Origin of the sequence: Planctopirus hydrillae (assembly GCF_001707835.1) — a bacterium.
In the GTDB taxonomy this organism is placed as follows: Bacteria; Planctomycetota; Planctomycetia; order Planctomycetales; family Planctomycetaceae; genus Planctopirus; species Planctopirus hydrillae.
On sequence record NZ_LYDR01000050.1, the window covers coordinates 69,094 to 88,118 of the forward strand.

Here is a 19,025-nt window from a genome sequence, read left to right on the forward strand (position 1 = left end):
TTTACCGGCCCCGCATGATGTCCGGCAGTCGCACCCAGCTTTTGCAGCCTTCAAGTTCGGGCCAGATAGGCAAACGGATGGGTGGTTGCACGCTGGTGATGGTCACTCGCAGATACGTTAATCCAGGCGACCGATATTCAAAGCGATTCCGCAGAGTGGCTTCACTCCAGAGATGCTCACCTTGAAGCGCTGTCACTTCTTCCCAGGTTGTTAAGCGTCGACACTCTTGCACCTGAGCTTTGGCCGGTAAGAGAATCTCGCCGGGAAATGGGCCCCAGATCCTGGCTGCGTTCAGAAATGGCCAGCCCTCTTCGGTCAGTTGACCAGCCTCCTGATGAAACTGCGTCGGCAGCAGCCAGAATTCCCGGTGTTCAGGTTGAAACCCTGCCGGCCCTTCATGAATCCCTCCTTTGCGGAGAATGATCGATTGCCGGCCAGCCACTAAAGCAGCGCAAATCGCTGCCCATTCCTTGAAGGCGAAGGGTTCGATTTCATCCACAGCGTTCAAAGTCACATATCACCAGTGCATCATGTCGGGGAATCGACCGGATCATCCATCGTTGGGTGATCTCCAGCGAAAGCTGCTCGTTTGGAATCACAACCGGCCGCCACTTGAATCACAATCTGTCACCACAATGTACCGTGATCATTGACTGCGATCATCTAACGGCGATCATCACTGATCTGCTGAAGATAGCGACCATAGGGATGATTCTTCCCGAATTCTGCAGCGAGCTTCAGCAGTTGAGCCGTATCAATCCAGCCCATGCGCCAGACAATCTCTTCGAGGCAGGCAATTTTCAATCCTTGCCGGGCTTCGATGACACTGACAAATGTGGAAGCTTCAATGAGCGATTCATGTGTCCCGGTATCCAGCCACGCGACCCCCCGCCCCAGTTTCTCGACGCGCAATAATCCATCGTGCAGATAGCTGCGATTGAGATCCGTGATTTCTAATTCGTTGCGAGGCGAAGGCTTGAGCGAACGTGCTCTTTGCGAGGCGGTCGCGTCATAAAAGTAAACCCCAGTGACAGCCCAGTTGGAAGGTGGCACGGGTGGCTTTTCGATCAGCTCAATCGCCTTGCCATCAGCGTCCATCGTCACCACGCCATAGCGCTCGGGATCACTCACATGGTAGGCGAACACTGTCGCACCGGTCGTCAGGGCACTGGCGGTCTGCAACGAATGACTCAGCTTATCGCCATAAAAAATATTATCCCCCAGCACGAGGCAGGAAGGACGCCCGGCAATAAACTCTTCACCGATCACCAGAGCTTCGGCAATGCCCCGCGGAGCCGATTGAGTCGCATAACCAATCTTCAGTCCCCACTGCGAACCATCGCCCAGCAGGCGTTCGAACAAAGCGCGATCATGAGGCGTCGTAATTATCAGAACTTCCCGAATCCCCGACAGGAGCAGCACGCTTAACGAGTAATAAACCATCGGCTTATCGTAGACAGGAAGCAGTTGTTTGCTGATGGCTTTTGTTGCAGGAGCCAGCCGGGTTCCGGCCCCACCAGCCAACAGAAGGCCTGCGCGAGGCTGTGAAGTTGTACTGCTCTCAAACGGTGTCTCTGGCATGATGGGATCGCTTGCTTCAGGAAAGCCCGATTCACAGGGCTGCGAAAATGAGAAAACGCCAATCGGGGACTGTCAAAATCGAATGAAAAGGCTCTTTGAGATCGCTAACTTCACAGAATCCACATGATGGTCAGTTGGTAGTCGACCGCAGGAGTCTTATAGTCATTTGCTGTGAATTTGGGAATTCCTGTCCGTCGCCGGCACGAGGTTGTTCGGGGATTGGATCCATCGTCAGAGGGATATTCGAGTGTTTGCTGGCCCCCTGGTATCTCGCGAAGCATTGACGGCACCACGCCAACTCAAACATTTTCTGATTCGCTCGGGCTATGTGGGTGGTCTCTTTGTGCTGCTCTACACCGCAGTTCAGGCCACATTTGGTCTGCAGCAGGTGAGTCGTCTGGGAGAACTGGCACGCTTTGGTGCATTAATGTTCCAGATGATCTCGCTGGTGCAGATGACTCTGATCATCTTCTTTGCCGTCCTCTTTGCCGCAGGCCGAGTCGCCCAGGAGAAAGACCGCCGGACACTTCTGCTGCTCCTCATGACCGATCTGAAAAGCATCGAGCTGGTGGGTGGTAAACTGGGTGCCAGCCTGCTCCTGGTGGGTGTACTCCTCCTGACTTCTCTGCCAGTGCTGGCCAGCCTGTTACTCCTGGGAGGCGTCTCTCCCTGGCAGATCTTTGGATCGCTGCTGCTGACTGCTGCGGTTGGTCTGGCTGCGGGAGCCTGGGGAAATCTGGTCGCCTTCTGGCGGGAAAAAACCTTTCAGACACTCGCCATCAGTGTCCTGGGAATTGTGCTCTTCTTTGGTGCTGTCGAATTGCTGGGAGTTCTGCTTTCCATCGTTGGGCAGAGTGGTCTGGCCCGGACAGTGATCCTGTTGAATCCGTATCGCGGGCTGTCGGCACTCTTTCAGCCTTTAACGATGCAGGCCAACGGACAGAACGCGATTGCCGCTGTCCTCACTTCAGCCGCTTTGATGACCACGGTGGGTGCCCTGCTGCTCGCAACAACGACCGCTCGCCTGCGCATCTGGAATCCTTCCCGAACCATGGGTGAGGCGGCCAAGTCCGAAGACGATCGACTGGCAGCACCCGCTCGAAAACATCGGGAAATCTGGGAGAATCCTGTCGTCTGGAGAGAAATCTGCACGCGGGCTTATGGCCGAAAAATCGTACTCATCAAACTCGCCTATATCCTCCTGGCGGGATTGATGATTGCTTCAGCCGTCTTTTCGATCGACCCCTCTCGCAAGCTGCTGGGAATGCTGCCACCCGTGGGGTTTGCCTTTGTCGGAATGAGCCTCGTTTCCATGCTGTTGATCAATGCCCAGGCCGTCACCGCCTTCACCAGTGAACGGGATGGCGGCACTCTCGAATTGCTGCTCGTCACCAACGTCACGGCCAAGGAGTTCATCTATGGCAAGCTTCTGGGGGTGCTCTATAACACGATGGAACTCCTGATCATTCCCGTCGGTTTCCTGATCTGGCTGATGATGCAACAGCAGATCACCTTCGAGAATTTCGTCTATCTGATCATCGGACTGTTCGTACTCTGCACCTTTGCAGCCATGCTGGGCTTGCATTCGGGTTTGAGTTACTTCAGCTCACGCACTGCCATTTCCAACAGCCTGGGAACAATCTTCTTTCTGTTCATCGGGATCTTTATCTGCCTGATGTTGATTGTGCAGGCTCAATCGTCGTTCTCGTTGCAGTTGCCGACCTTCCTGGTCTTCATTCTGGGGGGGAGTCTGGGCTTGTGGGTCTCGCTGACTCATCACAATCCCTCGCCGGCACTCACGCTGGCTGCCGGGATTCTCCCCTTCCTGACCTTCTACGCCATTACCAGTTTTCTACTGGGGCAGACCTTGGGCGTTTGCCTCGCGTTGACTGCCGCCTATGGCTTTACCACTCTGGCCATGCTCATACCGGCAATCAACAGTTTCGATATGGCGTTGGGCCGCTCGACAACGGAAAAAGCCTGACAGGCCAGCCCATCACATAATGTCGCTTTATCCATGATATCACTGTCACCATGATATCACTGTAAAATGGACAGCGGAGTCATCCTGGCAACTGGGCCAGCAGCGACTGATAAACAGGCAGCCTGGCCGCCAGTTTGTCCAGTGTCTGTTGAGTCGATTCTTTGCGGCCAGTCGTCATGGTCAGGGCGGCGATCAATTGATCGCACATGGCTTCGACAGAAGTCGGCATCGACTCGAAACCCGGGACAGGAACATCGATCGTTTCACCATCAGCCGCTGTGCGATAGAGTCGTCCCTGCCGATAGCCCGCCAGAGGGCCATCGACGATCCAGCCTGTGGCAAACGGGAGATGTCCACGTTTTCTTAACTCGATTTCTACCCGCAAGTCATCTTCAAACAGGAGTGAAACTGACCAGTCTCCGGGAAGACCGCGGAACTGACATGACAAAAACCTTCCTGGACACAGTTCCAAGGCTGGTTCAAGGACCAGTGAAATCTCTTCCATGAAACGGGCTGTACGGTCGGTGGCGGCTTCGGGCGAAACAGCTTCTCCGGCAAAATCTGGTGTCCATGCCAGAGAGCGAACGGCCTTGAGTTCTCCCAATTCGCCTTGCTGTGCCAGCAGCCGCGCCTGCAGAAAATCAGTATCAAACTGCCGGGGAGAAATCAGTTCCAGGCAGGGTGGATGTTGAGCATTTTTGGCAGCAGCAGAAATCGACTCCACTTCGTCTGCCTGCCACAGATGACTCGTCACCAGCCAGATGGTCTGCCCCTGGCGAAGAGCTTGAACCAGGCCCTCCTGATAGCTGGCCAGAGGGCCGCAGCAGATGGTGCCGGTTGGTCGATGGGCCAGCACCTGCGAAGTCGCCTTAAGTCTTTCCACTGCCAATCGCTGCAGGTCCTGGAAGAACCCCACCCATGCTCCCGACCCCAGAATCTCAATGGGTGCGGGAGTGGTCTCCTTCATCATGTGTTGATTCCGTTAGCAATTCGCAGTGCAGACCATGGTTGCCGCCTGGTCGATTTGGCTTCGCCAGCCATGGTTGTGACAACGGAAAGATCGTTGAACTGTTCCCAGGATCAAAAACCAGCCTCACCCACAACTTACTGGGCGCGAATATATCCGCTCAAGCGAAGAGAGAGCTTTCCTGAGCATTTCTGGCTGGAAGGGGCATTGATCTTGACCATAAGAATACCATCCTGATTGGGTGAAAAATCCTTGTTATCACCAATCAGAAATGGCTTACCCGGTTTCTTGTCAGCCACCACAACCCCAATCAAGGCACCGGCTGGCGCTCCCGGATACAGTTCCTGACCATTATCGGATGTGGGTAAGCCATTGGCAGAAACATCCGCCGAAATGCTGAACTTGTAATCGCCGATCGCTTGAATCCGCAGGGGACGATCTTTGAAAACAGCACCTAAAGGCTGGCTCCACCCTCGACTCACATCAAATTCGATTTCCGTTTCATTCGAGGAAAGAATCTGCTCGTTGAGTTCTTTGACCTTGGCTTGAAGGCCCGCTTGATCCGGGTCGAGCTTCAGAAGCACTTCGTAAAGATTCTTGGCCTTTTCCAGAAAACCAGCCTCTTCATATTCCTTCGCCACCGCCGCAGCATCTTTGGTGATCGAATCTTTCAGCCGATCGGCCTTCAAATCGATCTGCTTGAGAGCGGCCGGAGAAATCGGCTTGGTTTTCGTTTTCGACTTACTCGTCGAAGTCCCACTGGTTTTGCTCTGCTGAGCCGACAAGGGAACCCCCAGACTGCAGATTAATCCCAGACCAATCATCAGAGAGCAGCAAAATCGAAGTTGAGTCGTCATAAGATTGACCTTCAGATAAACAACAGGGCCCGTTGTTCCGGTTGGCAGGCCTGCCAGAGAATCTCAACCACAATGAAACACTCTGGAAGCCTGAGAGTTCACCCAGTCCGCTGAACTTTCATTCGTCGAAATTGATCGAGTCGTACCCAGACTGACTAAAAATGCGTGAATACAAACGCCGGTGCGAATGTTTCCATCCGCACCGGCTCGGCATTTCTTCCGGCTGTCGATTTCTTTCAGCTCATTCACGAGCATCCATTAACTGGGCTCAGGCTCATTGATCCCCAGCAGTTCAATTTCAAAGATCAATGTTTCACCTGCCAGGGGATGATTGGCATCGAGAACGGCTTCGGTCTCATTCAGTTCCACCACCCAGACAGGAAACTCTTCATCGTCATTGTCGACGGCAGTGGCAGTCAGTTGATCACCGACTTCCGCATCTTCTGGCAGCTCAGATCGCTCGACGGTCTGTTCCAGTTCATCGTCGTAATCGCCATAAGCCTGATCGGGCTCAATGACAATGCGCTTCTTTTCGCCAACCGTCATGCCAATCACGGCGTTGGTCAACCCCTCGATGACTTCTTCACCGCCAGCGACAAACCTTAAGGGCTCATCAGGGGTGCTCTCATCGAACACGCTTCCATCGTCCAGAGTTCCCCGATAACTGATGGTGACCATGTCACCTGCAACAACACTTGCCATTGAGATTCTCGATTCACAAACAGACCGACTGCCAATCACGATGACGGCAAACAGATGCCACTCGCATCGCTGGCAGGAAAACTAGCCCGAAGTTTACTCATCGCCACCATGCGGCGGAAGACCCCGGATGTTCAATTGTCGATCAAGCCAAAATTCTCTCTGGAATCTTGTGTCAGCCTGCCAACGTTTCCACCCCCAGAAGCAGTCCCGGCTCCCCCAACCCCACGCCTGATCCCTCCCGAATCAAAAAGTGATCACGCGTTCATACACGAAAAGCCGGCGATCCTGATGAAAGCCGTGGAAATCAGGGCGGCCCTTCCTGTCTCCATGCCCGAACATCAGGGAACAGGCAGACTCAAGCGCGGAAGATGATCCGCAGGTTGTTCATGAAAACCACTCAGATCCACCACCAGCGGCAGATGATCCGAGGCATCTCTCAACAGTCGGCTTCTGGCAATGTGGCAACTCTGAATGACCACTCCCGAATTCACAAACACTTTGTCCAGTGCGCCCAAAGGCAACCACGCCGGGAAAGATCGAAATCGGGAAGGCGGGCTGGAAATCTGTTTCCAGCCATGCACTGCAAACGGGCCACTGGCCAGTGTGTTCCGCCAGTCGTTCGTATCGCCAATCGCGATGGCCGGCAATTGCCGGTGCTCGCGAAAATGTTGATGTTCAAACATCCGACGAACCTGCCAATGCCTCTCGGTTTCACGCAATCCCAGATGCCAGTGAATCAGATGCAGCCTGCCGAGCGGAGTCTGAACAACGACCAGTTGCGCACCCCGCGGCTTGTAATGTCGCCGGGTGAGTGAAATGGCATGTACCGATGCCAGCGGATAACGCGAAGCCACCAGATTTCCGTAGCCACCTTCTTTGAGGCGCACATTCAACTGATAGTGCGAATGCACCAGACCGAGTGCATCACTGATGAGTCTGGCCTGATGGTCGAAGCGTGACCTGGCGACATGATGGTCCACTTCCTGCAGGCAGATCGCATCGGGCTCTAGTGTGCGCAGTGCTTCAATAATTCGTTCGAGGCGGTAACGTCGATCACGTCCGCCGATCCCTTTGTGAATGTTGAAGCTGACGATCCGCATTCGTCACGCCCCGATTTCCAGCCAGGCAGAACCCAGATAATCGAGCAGGTCGGAAGCAATGAGGCCTGGCTGAGAATGTTTTTCAGCAGCAATATCTCCGGCTCGTCCATGCAGCCAAACGGCTAACTGAGCCGCTTCAAAAGGGGGGAGTTTCTGTGCCACCAGTGCGGTGAGCAGGCCCGTCAGAACATCCCCTGTTCCTCCGGTTGCCATACCGCTGTTCCCAGTGGTGTTGATCGCCATGCGGTAGCCATCGGTCACAACAGTTTCTTTTCCCTTGAGAACAACTGTCAGACCATGCCTGCGGGCAAATTCGTTGGCGAATTTTTCGCGGGCGGCCTGGATGGTCGCGGTGGTTTCACCTGTCAGACGGGCAAACTCACCCGGATGGGGCGTCATAATTCGTGCCCCCGCGCCGGAGTCTCGCGAGAGATCGTCGCCACTGGCAGCAAGCACATTCAAACCGTCGGCATCGATGATCATCGGGATAGGCAATGAGCGATACAGGGCTCTCACGATTTGTCGGGCAGGTTCGGCTGTCCCCAACCCCGGGCCAATCGCGACAGCCGTGGCAACATGCAACGCCCGATGAATCGCTTCCAGAGCTCCAAACCCGATCGCTCCATGTGTCTCCGGCAGCCCCAGTGTCAGATAACTGGGCTCGTAAGCAGCAATCGTGGGTTGAATCGAGATCGGCGTGGCAACTGTCACCAGCCCCGCACCGCCTCGCAGAGCGGCTTTTCCAGCCAGGCAGGCGGCTCCACTCATGCCCACCTGCCCCGCCACAACGAGCGCGTGTCCATAATCTCCCTTGTGTCCGTCATCACGGCGATGAGGCACGATCGGAAGGTGGGTGATGCAGATAACAGCCTGTTCCTGTTCCATAATCATGACCTGCCTGCGGCGATCCAACCTGAAAAACTGTGGTTCGATCCATGCTATCGATTCGGTCCTGTCGGCAGAATGATGAGCTTCGATCCGCGGAAAACATAGACAGAGTTTTGCCAGCTTATCGCGAACGCATCTGTCGCCGGTGGCTCAAATAATCCTGCCAGAGATCAAGGAGTGGCTTCCCGCCAGCTTCCTCAAAGAGGCTTTCTTTGTATGTCCCCTGTCGCATGTGAGCATTCAGCTTGGCAACAATTCCTGGAGCAGGGCCATTTTCCAGCCACAGGAAAAAACCAGCCGTCATATTGTAACCCTTGGTGAAGCCTTTAGGATCGGCACTGGAAGGAAACCAGCTCAAGGGTCGCCCTTCATAAACCGCATAACGCAGGTAATCGGCCACTCCTTCCGTGATCCAGCCCGGCCCTGAACGAGGTGGATAAGCCTGAATCACGTGCACCATCTCGTGGATCACCAGTCCGACATCCTCGGGATGATCCTTCACCCATTGCGAGGAAACCGTAATCTGATCCTTGATCGTGTGCGCGACTCCTTCTTTGCTGTTGCGAAACTTGAGGCCCATTTCACGAGGGGGCTGATAGTTTTCCGAACCCAGCAGATTCACCATGCGTGGGTACCATTCCACAATCAGGTCTTGCGCCTCTTTTCCCCAAGGTTCCAGTTCCGGGACTTCGCTGGTGTCGAGATTGATTTTGATGAAAGGTCTGGGCTCATCGGCACCCGGTGCCCAAGCCATCACACCCAGAACGAAGCCCACAGCCAGCAGCAAATGTCTCACAAAAAACTCCTCCAGCACGATTTTGACAGCCGACTTCTCACGATTTTTGAACAGCTTTCCGGCCGAAACCAGCAAACTCTGCAAGTATGGCTGCAAACATTCTGCATTCCACCTGACGAACTTCCGGCACCACAAGCGCACCGAACTTCGACAAGTTTCCTTGAAGAAGCGGGCTTTGCAGGTTTGCCCGGATGCGCCATAATCGATGTAAACTCTGGCAGGCGCAAGTGCTGCACGTCAACATAGATTTCTGGCAGGCATCGTTCCTGACGGTGGCCCGCCTGTTTATTGAACACTCGTTTCTCTTGGAAGGATCCGGCGAATGCCCATCTTTAAGGACAACTCAGAATCGATCGGGCGGACGCCACTGGTACAGATCAATCGCTTGACGGCCGGTCTTTCGAGCCGGGTGCTGGCCAAAATCGAAGGCCGCAACCCCGCCTACAGCGTCAAGTGCCGCATTGGCGCCGCGATGATCTGGGATGCCGAACAATCCGGGAAGCTCAAGCCCGGCATGCATGTTGTCGAACCCACCAGTGGGAACACCGGCATCGCCCTCGCATTTGTCTGTGCCGCCCGAGGCTATAAGCTCACCTTGACCATGCCTGAAACCATGTCGATTGAGCGACGGATGATGCTCAAAGGCTTTGGTGCCGATCTGGTCCTCACTCCCGGGGCTGATGGCATGAAAGGAGCCATTGCCAAAGCCGAAGAACTGGCGGCACAGCCGGGCTGGTTCATCCCTCAGCAGTTCAAGAATCCGGCCAATCCCGCCATTCATGTCAAAACCACTGGCCCCGAAATCTGGAATGATACCGAAGGACAGGTGGACGTTTTTGTGGCAGGGGTCGGGACTGGTGGCACAATTTCCGGTGTCGCCCGATTCCTGAAGCATGAAAAAAAGCACCCGGTGCATGTGGTCGCTGTTGAACCCGCAGCCAGCCCTGTCCTCGCGGGTGGCCCGGCAGGCCGCCACAAGATTCAAGGGATTGGTGCCGGCTTTGTCCCCGACACTTTTGATCGTTCAGTCGTCGATGAGATTTTGAGCGTCACCGATGATGAAGCCATCGAGACCGCCCGTAAGCTGGCGATGGAAGAAGGCATCAGTTGCGGCATCAGTTGCGGCGCTGCGATGGCTGGCGCTCTCAAAGTGGCAGCACGCCCTGAGTTCGCTGGCAAAACTATCGTGACAGTCCTGCCCGATGCTGGCGAACGCTATCTCTCGACAGCACTTTTTGAGAACCTAAGGTAACTCAGATTCTCTTCATCTGGCAGGAATGTGGTTGTGAAAAAGTCACTGACGTTGCTGATTGCCATCCTCTGGTCATCAGCAGCCGATTTGACCTGGGGCCAGTCCGTACCAACAGACAATGCCTCTTCCATTACGCCCTCAGCAACAACCACGGTCCCGGCTACAGGCACCGCCAGAGCAGCAGAAACCTGGGAGGTTGTTTCTCCCGATTTGCTCCCTCTCAGTCAGAAAATTTCAGCCAGCCTCAATCAAGCGATCGAACGGGGAGAGATCCCTGGTGCTGTCGTGATGGCTGGAACCCTCGATGAAATTCTACTGCACGGTGCTGTCGGCGATCGAATCCTCTCACCCGAGAAAATCCCCCTGCGCCCGGGCGATGTGTTCGATCTGGCCTCGTTAACCAAACCACTGGCCACCAGCCTGGCCGTCATGAAACTCGTCGATCAGAAGCAGCTCGACCTCAACGAGCCCGTAGCAAAGTACTGGCCCGAGTTCAAAGAGAACGGCAAAGACACCATCACTTCCATCGATCTGCTGACGCATCGTTCCGGGCTGATTGCCGATAACGCACTGGCTGATTATGCCCAGGGGCCAGAGATCGCCTGGCAGAAAATGGCCCGCTTGCCTTTACGCCAGCCGGCAGGCACCCGGTTTGTCTATTCTGATGTAGGCTTGATGGTGATGGGCCGAGTGGTCGAAAAGATCAGTGGCAAATCGCTCGCCGAATTCTGCGCACAGGAACTCTATCAACCTCTCGCTCTCAAGCGAACCAGATACCTTCCACCAGCCCCCTGGGCCGATCAACTCGTCCCTACAGAAGGTCCCGTCGGCACTGTGCACGACCCTCGCGCAGCCCGGCTGGGTGGTATAGCCGGTCATGCGGGCCTGTTTTCCGACGCCCAAGGCATCGCGGTTCTATCACGAGCCATTCTGGCCGCTCTTGAAGATGAAGACTCTTCATCTCTTCAAAAAGAGAATCCTTTGCGGGCCACTATGCCCCGAATTTTCTCTCCGGCGACTGCCCGGCTGATGGTCACACCCGTTGAAGTTCCTGCTGTCAGTTCCAACATGCCGACGACTGTTCACAGAGCTTTAGGTTGGGACATGCGCTCGACCTACTCATCGAACAGACCGACGAAAATGTCAGACAGCGCCTTTGGTCATGGCGGGTTCACCGGCACATCGCTCTGGATTGACCCCCAGCGAAAACTGTTTGTCTGTATTCTTTCCAGCCGCCTCTATCCCGATGGCAAGGGAGTCATCAATCCCCTCGCCCGTGAAATCGGCGATCGGATTGTCGAACAGTTCGATGCGCGAGCTGATCGCTCGGCAACAACAACTTCTGAGTAGTCATGAAGATTCTTCGGAGTTGCATGCAACTCATCCCCGGAGGCAACCTTGTGGCGTGAATAAATGTTCCTTAAAGCGTTGCGATTGCACATTCGGAAGATAATCATGAGTGTGGTCAACCATATGAGGCTTAGTACCGCCAGGCAAATACTGAAGATTCAGGGAACTGAGGTCTCCCCTCAATCCTTGAGGAGTGATCGTTCATGCCACTCAAAGTCCATGAGCTCATCGACCAGATGTTCCAGGCAGGATTGATCACGTCCAGTGATCAAAGCGAACTACTCGACGAAGCACGGTTCCCCACAGCCGAACACATTTGTCGTTACCTCGTGAAGCAAGGTCGACTGACAGCGTTTCAGGCTCAGCAGTGTTTTGCAGGCAAAGCCAGTCAGTTAGTGCTCGGCAAGTACTTGCTGCTCGAAAAACTCGGGCAAGGGGGCATGGGCACAGTCTACAAGGCCCAGCACACCCGCATGAAACGGCTTGTCGCAATCAAGGTCGTTTCCGCCAACCTCGTGAAGTCGGACGAATTGCGCGAGAGATTTCAGCGGGAGGTCGAGGCAGCCGCACGCTTGACGCATCCGAATATTGTGCAGGCCTTCGATGCCGATGAGGTGCGACGACTCAACTTTCTGGTGATGGAATATGTCGAAGGGAAAGATCTACAGTCGAAGGTCAGTGCCGCTGGCCCCATGCCTCTGGAGACAGCCCTCGATTTGATCTGCCAGACAGCCAGAGGTCTTGAGTATGCCCATCAGCACGGGATTGTGCATCGGGATATTAAGCCGGCGAACATCCTGATTGATTCTCATGGCTGTGTCAAAATTCTCGACCTTGGCCTGGCTCGATTTACTCAGGAATCGGAAGCCCGGACAGATTTGACCTCAACAGGTACTGTCATGGGAACTGTCGATTACATGGCCCCGGAGCAGGCGGAAAACACAAAGAGCGTCGGCCCTCCAGCAGATATCTACAGCCTCGGATGCACTCTTTACTATCTTCTCACCGGGAACACGCTTTATCCGGGAAACAGTATCATTCAACGCCTCGTGGCTCACCGTGAAGCACAAATTCCTTCGATGATTGACAAAGGACTCGATGTTCCCCAGGAGGTGGATCAGGTATTCCGCAAAATGGTCGCCAAGTTACCAGAAGACCGTTATGCGAATATGCAGGAGGTCATTCAGGCCATTGAAAACCTGGGATACCTCAAGAGTTCAAAGCACGCAACTTATGTCCAGAGGAGTTCAAGTACCACAACGATCGGTTCGACCACTGGGACAGGCGATACCAATCCGACAAAAGTCGAAACGCCATTTCCCATCGCAGAAAAAACCATCTCGAATGGTGAGGAACCCGTTGAATCCGCCACCACGGAAACCATCCTGGTTCATCAGGTCGCCACACTCATTGGCACCGACTTTCCCCAGGAACCTTCACTCATTCGGCCAAAGAGACCCAAGGCGAAGAGCAGGTTACCTCACGGGCTGAAGATGATGGGTGGTGCCGCTCTTGCAGGAGTGCTCCTGATCGGCCTGATATGGATGGCGTTACCAAAACCGAAACCGGTGATCACAGCTCTCCAGTCAGCCGAGAATTCCTCTCGATCCGGCACAAACTCCAATCCTGTGGAACCAGTTGATAAAACGAGCTCCACCACAACTCCAGAAACTCTTCAGCCGATTACCACAGTCGAGCAAGGCTATCAATTCACGGGGATGGGTGATCGTCTCGAAATCCCTTCACTGCGACTCGATGAGAGTGAACCATTGACCTTTGAAGCCTGGCTGGATCTCCCGGAGTTTTTTCCCTTTAGCCCAGCCGACTTGATGGTCATCCCCGGCCGAACCGCGACAGGGGAACCGATTGAAAGAATTGTTCGCTTTGTCTTCTGGGATCAGCCAGCCAACGGCGCAGCCTTCAGGGGGCGATTGCATTGTGATCGCCGGTTCGTCGGGGGCCATCTGTATGACGGGGTGGAGATTTCCAGGTACCGCTCACAAAAGATCCATCTGGCCGTCGTCTTTACTCCAGAGTTGACGAACGTATTTATCAATGGCCTACAGATGGCCAAGTCATCCACATCCCAATGGCATGACAACAAAGGAAAACCGTTTTTTGATGGGATCACCTGTGTGGGTGGCGGTAAAGAACATATGCAGACTTCTCAGGTGAGGCTTTATTCCTGCCGCTTCTCGAATTCCGCACGATACCGCGAGAGCTTTGAACCACCCGCTCAATTTGCTAATGATCCCTCGACATTGGCCTATTATGAGTTGCCTGCAGTCGCTTCTGGCCAGATTGAGGACCTGTCAGGCCATCACCATCACGCCAGGCTCATTCCACCAAACCCCATGTATCGGCTACCAACAGAGATTGCCAAACAAGTGATTTCGGAAGGCGGGTTTGTCGATGTGATCGAACCGGCCAATCCTGGGACGCCGTTCAAGGCCGATCAGGTTGCGAAACTCCCCAAACTGCCATTTTTATTAAATGCCATAGAAGTCAGCGCGAGCGATAGAACTTTCAGCAACAATCTCGTACTGCTACAACAACTCAAGCGATTTAGCGATCTTCGGATACCAGTCGATGGTCTCCGACTGAAGGATCTTAAAGATCTCAAGCATCTCAATGATCTGAAATTTATTTACTTGCGGAACTCGGCATTGACATTTACTGAGTTGCGAGAACTGGCAGAAAGATTTCCAGCTCTCGATATGATTGTCTTCAACCCTCTACCAGCCTCCCAACACTCGCTTGAGTCATGGAAAAACTGGAAAAGGCTTCCGGTCATTCAACTTCCCGGAGTCGATCTGAAATCACCTCGTCTTGACGAGATCTTTGCATTACCTCAACTCAGAGAAGTACGTTTTTACTTAGACGATATTTCTGATTTAGGAGATGTCGAACGCTTTTATCGCGTCAATCCCGGCTTGAGGATTACCAATTGGAGAAAACTCGTTGGTGTCCCCCCTGCCATTAAAGAAATGGAATCGCTGGTTCGCAGTGGCTGGTACGGAGATATGGAAAGTAAAGTAAAGCTTAAATTTCCTGATGCCTTCACAACGTTGAATAGTTTGACATACGTCAAGTCACCAACCTTTCGCGAGATCAGCCGAAAAGAAATGGCGTCGGCCATAGTGGTTTTTTTTCAAGCCCATGATTTTAACGCTGCTGACTCTCGATTCGAGAAAGGTGCCGGGGAAGAGTTTCGAGATCTACGGTCTGTCAGCTCCATGGATCTGACAAGATCAAATATTGGTGACGAAACACTCCAGGCTCTATGTGAATTGCGATCTCTCGAAAGTTTGAATCTCTCATCGACTCAAATTCAGTGGGCCACTCCTCTCGCATCGGGAGTGTTTCCGAGGCTCAAAAAGTTGAATCTCAGTAACACAGATCTGAACCCTCTGGCCTGGAAAAACATATCCCAATTCCCATTGCTGGAAGTTCTGGATGTCAGCGATTCGTCCTTCGACGATGCCGCCTTGCTGGAGGTCTCCCAAAGTCAATCTTTGCAAATGATTGTTGCCTGGCAGACCCGGCTGACAAACGCGGGGATCAATGCCGCCTTGAAATCTCGGCCCGGCCTCACCGTCATTACACGACTTCAACCCTTTTCGACACCCGATGAAGCAGCCGCTTTCCTCGTGCTTCGACATGGCGGCGAAGTCGATCTGGAAATGCCAGACGGCAGTAAGGTGAAGGTGAGATCTTCAGCCAATCTGCCCCCGGTTCCCTATGTGCTTCGTGAAGTGCGGCTTCGCGATAAACTCTCGTTTTCTGACCCTCACATGCCTGTGCTGTCGCAGGCCAAGAAAATACGACATCTTGAAATTGCCGGATTGACGGGAATCTCGGATCGTGCGCTCGATGAAATTCTCAACTTGAAGGAACTGGAACAGTTGTGGGTCGATCAAACATCCATCACCTCCCAGGGAGTGGCACAATTGGCCAAACTGACAAAACTCTATCGATTGGCAGTCACAGATTCGCAACTACCGGCAGAGAGTGGAACTCTCCTCGCAAAGTTTCCAGCCCTCACGTATCTCACACTCTGCGATGTTCCATCGGCAAGTCGCGTGATCGAAGCCGTAAAGGCCAAAAATCTGAAGACACTCAGCATCATCCGCTACATCGATGGCCAACCTTCCGTAGAATTGGTCGAAGCACTCAAACCTTTCCATTCACAGTGTCAGGTTTCGTTCGATTACAAGCCGGTCACTGTTTCCAAATAACTGGATGACTGCATTTGCTGAAAAGAGCTGCATCGCCTTCAGGGTCTGGTTATGATTTGGGCAAGAATTTGATTTTCTGGTCGAGTCAGGAAGTTTGAGGAAGAGCATGGCTCGTAAGACACGCATGACGCGCGAGAAGCTGCCGCCGGGTGAGCACCTTTGCAGTTACTGCACTGCCAAGTGCTGCCGCTACTTTGCCCTGCCGATTGATACTCCCACCAGCTGGGATGATTTCGACAACATGCGCTGGTACATCATGCATGGTCGCACATCGATCTTTATCGATGGAGGCACCTGGTATCTGCTCGTTTATGGTGACTGCAAAAACCTGCTCCCCGACAATCGCTGCGGTGTCTACGACACCCGTCCCGCCATCTGCCGGAGCTACTCCACAGACAACTGCGAGTACGAAGTCGGCGGCTGTTACGACAAATTCTTCGAAGCTCCGGAACAACTCTGGGAATACGCCGAAGCCATCCTGCCACCACGAAAAATCAAACGCGAAAAAGCGACTGCTCTTCCCGTACTCAATTAATCACAAGCATTTCTTTCGATCTGGGTTTCTACGGCGGCGTGGCTGGGGTCACACGTCCTCGTATAACCGCAGTTCATTCGACTTTGATGGTTTTTGACAAACACCAACCGGCTGTGTGCCCTGCTGCATGCCATGCTTGCAGCTCTGGGCAAGCATGTTTTCACAGGGTGGCCCCGCTTGATATTCTGATATCGACCGAAGTGGTCCAGCGACAGAACGGCACCGGAAACGCTGCACCTTGACCTTGCCCGAGCTGAGATCCTCAGAGACTCACATGACGGTACTTCCGTAAAAACAAAGAGCCTTGACCACTTTGTTTCACCCAATGCTATCAACATGGCACCAATTGGGCGCCGAGCGCCGAGAGTATTGAACACGTGGGTATCACCATAGCCTTTAACATTGCCCGTCAAGTCACAGTCACATCAGACCTTTTTATCCTATCGTTAATGAAACTGATGAGATGATCCCAGTCTTCTGCATTTTCGAGCTGTGAGTGCCCCAATACAAAATAACCTACAGTACCACGAGTTCGCAGCATCGCTCCATTCAGATTGGATTCAAATGTGTCGAAATGTTGCCACTGAAATCGAGAGATGTATTTTTTATGGATACGCCAAATAGCATCTTCAGCAACTACAATTGTTATTGGTTCGAAAATACCTTCTCCTGTCTTGAATTGATGCTCGAACGGTGATTGGACATGAATGCCACCACTAAAGACAGATATTGCGATGATTCCAAACAACACGAGAAATAGAATCATTGCCGTAAAATGAGGTGTCGAAGCAATTTGCATGATTACAAATGTCAAAGCGGCTGTGATGACAGCTCCCCAGAAAAGTAGAAATAAATAACTCTTCTTCTTCCCGATGATTAACTGATACGCGGCTTTGCCATCTTCGTGACTGAGTGGTTTGTGCAGAATAAAGTGCGGATGATCACCTTTCAGCCTGTTGTTGTCGAGTTGACAGACATGAAGAGTTGATATCTGATCACTCGAAATCGTCATTGAGAAACTCCAATCGATGTTTTCTTTTGGGCAAATCCAATACCGCGTTAATTGATCCGTATAATAATAAGAAGGAATTACATTTAAGTCTCTAAGAAAAGCTCATCGCCGCTTGGCTCTGGCTGAAGTTCTGATTTCTAGAGAAGTGGCGAGAGACATCAGTGGTTGGAGGGTCAACCACCGGACTGAATGCGAACTTGTTTCATGGTACGTTTCAAAGCACAGTTGTTTGTTGAGAATTCCCAAACATATTGTGCCACCTTGCCAGTTCGCAGGGTGGCCCAGACGTGGCTTTGAACGTCTGGGTGACGACAGGCACAAAAAGCGTCGCGCATAATATAGCAAGCCCTGAAGCATGCCCCGAATTAAGTTTCTAAATTTACCGGGAACGTAGGGCACATGGGGTCCTCGGAATGCACCAGTTCCATAGTGGTAGCCCGAATGGGTGGATTGGCATGTACGCGACTTTTAATGATGTCGCGGGTGGTGGTATGCCGAATGTCGTCCGCACAGCGGACCCTACTACGCCGTGATATTTTTTACAAACACCGACCGGCCCTGTGCCATGCATGCAGCTCTGGGCAAACATGTCTTCCCAACCAACCACGCACCTTTTCTTCCCCGGATAACGATTAGCTGCATCCAGCCAAACAACAGCGGCGTATGCGGCTCTGGTTCATGACACCCAAGCCTCATACGCCGCATGGCTTTTTCATCAATCAAGTCTCAGTCGCTGAAGGCCGCATCGAAGGCCCGGCCGCTCGGCTTGAAATCGACATTCTTCACGTACTGGCACGCTTCGCGGGCACCATGTTCGCGATCCATGCCGCTGTCTTCCCATTCAATCGAAAGTGGGCCTTCGTACTTGATGTGATTCAGGGCACGAATAATGTCTTCAAACTGCACACCACCACGGCCCACACTGCGGAAATCCCAGCCTCGGCGGGGATCACCAAACGAAAGGTGGCTGGAAAGTATGCCACTCTTGCCATTGAGGGTGACTTTGGCATCCTTCATATGAGCATGATAAATACGATCCGGGAAGGAGCGGATGAATTCGACAGGGTCCACCCCCTGCCAGATCAGGTGGCTGGGGTCGAAATTGAATCCAAATTCTTCCCTGCGGTCGAGCACCTGCAAAGATCGCTCAGCGGTATAGATATCGAAGGCAATCTCTGTGGGGTGAACTTCCAGTGCAAACTTGACGCCGCACTCCTGGAAGACATCGAGAATCGGGTTCCAGCGGTCGGCCAGAAGCTGGAATCCATCATCGATCATCGATTTGGGTGTGGGAGGAAAATCGTAAGTCAAGTGCCAGATACTGGAACCGGTAAAGCCATTCACCACACTGACACCCAGCTTGCGGGCAGCGCGAGCCGTGTTTTTCATTTCTTCCGCCGCACGGTGATTGACACCTTCCGGCTGTCCATCACCCCAGACGTAGGCGGGAAGAATCGATTTGTGCCGAGCGTCAATCTTGTCGAGGACAGCCTGACCAACGAGATGGTTCGAGATCGCGAACACCTGCAGGTCGTACTTTTCGAGCAGGTCGCGCTTCCGCTGGCAATAGCCATCATCAGAGAGGGCCTTATCCACTTCAAAGTGGTCACCCCAGCAGGCCAGTTCGAGACCATCAAAACCAAAGTCCCGAGCTTTCTTGCAAAGATCTTCCAGCTTGAGGTCGGCCCACTGGCCGGTGAAGAGCGTGACAGGACGAGACATGACGTGACCTCGGCGCGAGAGAACAATGACGGAATTTCAGA

At 53.2% G+C, this 19,025-nt stretch carries 15 protein-coding genes; 5 read left to right on the forward strand and 10 right to left on the reverse strand.

The window, feature by feature from the left end; translation table 11 throughout:
- Position 1 precedes the first annotated feature (1 nt).
- Both A6X21_RS06680 and rfbA read right to left on the reverse strand, forming a co-directional pair.
- Positions 2-514, reverse strand: coding sequence for a DUF1802 family protein (locus A6X21_RS06680; RefSeq protein ID WP_083233441.1), 513 nt, complete (start codon positions 512-514; stop codon positions 2-4).
- A 149-nt stretch (positions 515-663) separates the two neighbouring features.
- Complete coding sequence (gene rfbA, locus A6X21_RS06685) at positions 664-1,581, reverse strand: glucose-1-phosphate thymidylyltransferase RfbA (protein ID WP_068846841.1); 918 nt, start codon at positions 1,579-1,581, stop codon at positions 664-666.
- Between the two features lie 247 nt (positions 1,582-1,828).
- Here rfbA and A6X21_RS06690 point away from each other — a divergent pair, with 247 nt between their 5' ends.
- Positions 1,829-3,565: an ABC transporter permease gene (locus A6X21_RS06690; protein ID WP_068846842.1), complete on the forward strand. Its 1,737-nt coding sequence runs from the start codon at positions 1,829-1,831 to the stop codon at positions 3,563-3,565.
- A gap of 79 nt (positions 3,566-3,644) precedes the next feature.
- Here the strand turns inward: A6X21_RS06690 and A6X21_RS06695 are convergent, their stop codons facing one another.
- The 6 genes from A6X21_RS06695 to A6X21_RS06730 form a co-directional block, all read right to left on the reverse strand.
- Positions 3,645-4,535, reverse strand: a complete 891-nt coding sequence (locus tag A6X21_RS06695) for a hypothetical protein (RefSeq protein WP_068846843.1) — start codon at positions 4,533-4,535, stop codon at positions 3,645-3,647.
- Between the two features lie 134 nt (positions 4,536-4,669).
- Positions 4,670-5,389, reverse strand: coding sequence for a hypothetical protein (locus A6X21_RS06700; protein WP_068846844.1), 720 nt, complete (start codon positions 5,387-5,389; stop codon positions 4,670-4,672).
- Between the two features lie 258 nt (positions 5,390-5,647).
- A complete protein-coding gene (locus A6X21_RS06710; protein ID WP_068846846.1) occupies positions 5,648-6,091 on the reverse strand; it encodes an FKBP-type peptidyl-prolyl cis-trans isomerase in 444 nt (147 codons plus the stop codon).
- A gap of 338 nt (positions 6,092-6,429) precedes the next feature.
- Positions 6,430-7,191, reverse strand: a complete 762-nt coding sequence (locus tag A6X21_RS06720; protein ID WP_068846848.1) for an endonuclease/exonuclease/phosphatase family protein — start codon at positions 7,189-7,191, stop codon at positions 6,430-6,432.
- 3 nt (positions 7,192-7,194) lie between these two features.
- Positions 7,195-8,082, reverse strand: coding sequence for an NAD(P)H-hydrate dehydratase (locus A6X21_RS06725; protein WP_068846849.1), 888 nt, complete (start codon positions 8,080-8,082; stop codon positions 7,195-7,197).
- A gap of 118 nt (positions 8,083-8,200) precedes the next feature.
- The gene (locus A6X21_RS06730) at positions 8,201-8,971 is read right to left on the reverse strand and encodes a basic secretory protein-like protein (RefSeq protein ID WP_068846850.1); all 771 of its coding nucleotides are present in this window, start codon (positions 8,969-8,971) and stop codon (positions 8,201-8,203) included.
- Between the two features lie 226 nt (positions 8,972-9,197).
- On the opposite strand from A6X21_RS06730, the gene cysK reads away from it, so the two are divergent.
- From cysK to A6X21_RS06750, 4 genes are all read left to right on the forward strand, one after another.
- Positions 9,198-10,127: a cysteine synthase A gene (gene cysK, locus A6X21_RS06735; RefSeq protein ID WP_068846851.1), complete on the forward strand. Its 930-nt coding sequence runs from the start codon at positions 9,198-9,200 to the stop codon at positions 10,125-10,127.
- A 33-nt stretch (positions 10,128-10,160) separates the two neighbouring features.
- Positions 10,161-11,477 carry a serine hydrolase domain-containing protein gene (locus tag A6X21_RS06740; RefSeq protein ID WP_083233442.1) on the forward strand — a complete coding sequence of 439 codons (1,317 nt, stop codon included), beginning with the start codon at positions 10,161-10,163 and terminating at the stop codon, positions 11,475-11,477.
- Between the two features lie 203 nt (positions 11,478-11,680).
- Positions 11,681-15,715: a serine/threonine protein kinase gene (locus A6X21_RS06745; RefSeq protein WP_068846852.1), complete on the forward strand. Its 4,035-nt coding sequence runs from the start codon at positions 11,681-11,683 to the stop codon at positions 15,713-15,715.
- A gap of 106 nt (positions 15,716-15,821) precedes the next feature.
- Positions 15,822-16,250, forward strand: coding sequence for a YkgJ family cysteine cluster protein (locus A6X21_RS06750; RefSeq protein ID WP_068846853.1), 429 nt, complete (start codon positions 15,822-15,824; stop codon positions 16,248-16,250).
- A gap of 409 nt (positions 16,251-16,659) precedes the next feature.
- Here the strand turns inward: A6X21_RS06750 and A6X21_RS06755 are convergent, their stop codons facing one another.
- Positions 16,660-17,262 (reverse strand): hypothetical protein, encoded by a 603-nt coding sequence (locus tag A6X21_RS06755; protein WP_068846854.1) that lies wholly within the window; start codon positions 17,260-17,262, stop codon positions 16,660-16,662.
- Positions 17,263-17,988: 726 nt separating this feature from the next.
- Positions 17,989-18,984, reverse strand: coding sequence for a sugar phosphate isomerase/epimerase family protein (locus tag A6X21_RS06760; protein ID WP_068846855.1), 996 nt, complete (start codon positions 18,982-18,984; stop codon positions 17,989-17,991).
- Positions 18,985-19,025: the final 41 nt, after the last annotated feature.

Bases quoted from the DNA above. Each gene is read 5' to 3' on its own strand.
- rfbA (WP_068846841.1), bottom strand. From the start codon at position 1,581: ATGCCAGAGACACCGTTTGAGAGCAGTACAACTTCACAGCCTCGCGCA.
- A6X21_RS06695 (WP_068846843.1), bottom strand. From the start codon at position 4,535: ATGATGAAGGAGACCACTCCCGCACCCATTGAGATTCTGGGGTCGGGA.
- A6X21_RS06700 (WP_068846844.1), bottom strand. From the start codon at position 5,389: ATGACGACTCAACTTCGATTTTGCTGCTCTCTGATGATTGGTCTGGGA.
- A6X21_RS06710 (WP_068846846.1), bottom strand. From the start codon at position 6,091: ATGGCAAGTGTTGTTGCAGGTGACATGGTCACCATCAGTTATCGGGGA.
- A6X21_RS06720 (WP_068846848.1), bottom strand. From the start codon at position 7,191: ATGCGGATCGTCAGCTTCAACATTCACAAAGGGATCGGCGGACGTGAT.
- A6X21_RS06725 (WP_068846849.1), bottom strand. From the start codon at position 8,082: ATGATTATGGAACAGGAACAGGCTGTTATCTGCATCACCCACCTTCCG.
- cysK (WP_068846851.1), top strand. From the start codon at position 9,198: ATGCCCATCTTTAAGGACAACTCAGAATCGATCGGGCGGACGCCACTG.
- A6X21_RS06745 (WP_068846852.1), top strand. From the start codon at position 11,681: ATGCCACTCAAAGTCCATGAGCTCATCGACCAGATGTTCCAGGCAGGA.
- A6X21_RS06750 (WP_068846853.1), top strand. From the start codon at position 15,822: ATGGCTCGTAAGACACGCATGACGCGCGAGAAGCTGCCGCCGGGTGAG.
- A6X21_RS06755 (WP_068846854.1), bottom strand. From the start codon at position 17,262: ATGACGATTTCGAGTGATCAGATATCAACTCTTCATGTCTGTCAACTC.
- A6X21_RS06760 (WP_068846855.1), bottom strand. From the start codon at position 18,984: ATGTCTCGTCCTGTCACGCTCTTCACCGGCCAGTGGGCCGACCTCAAG.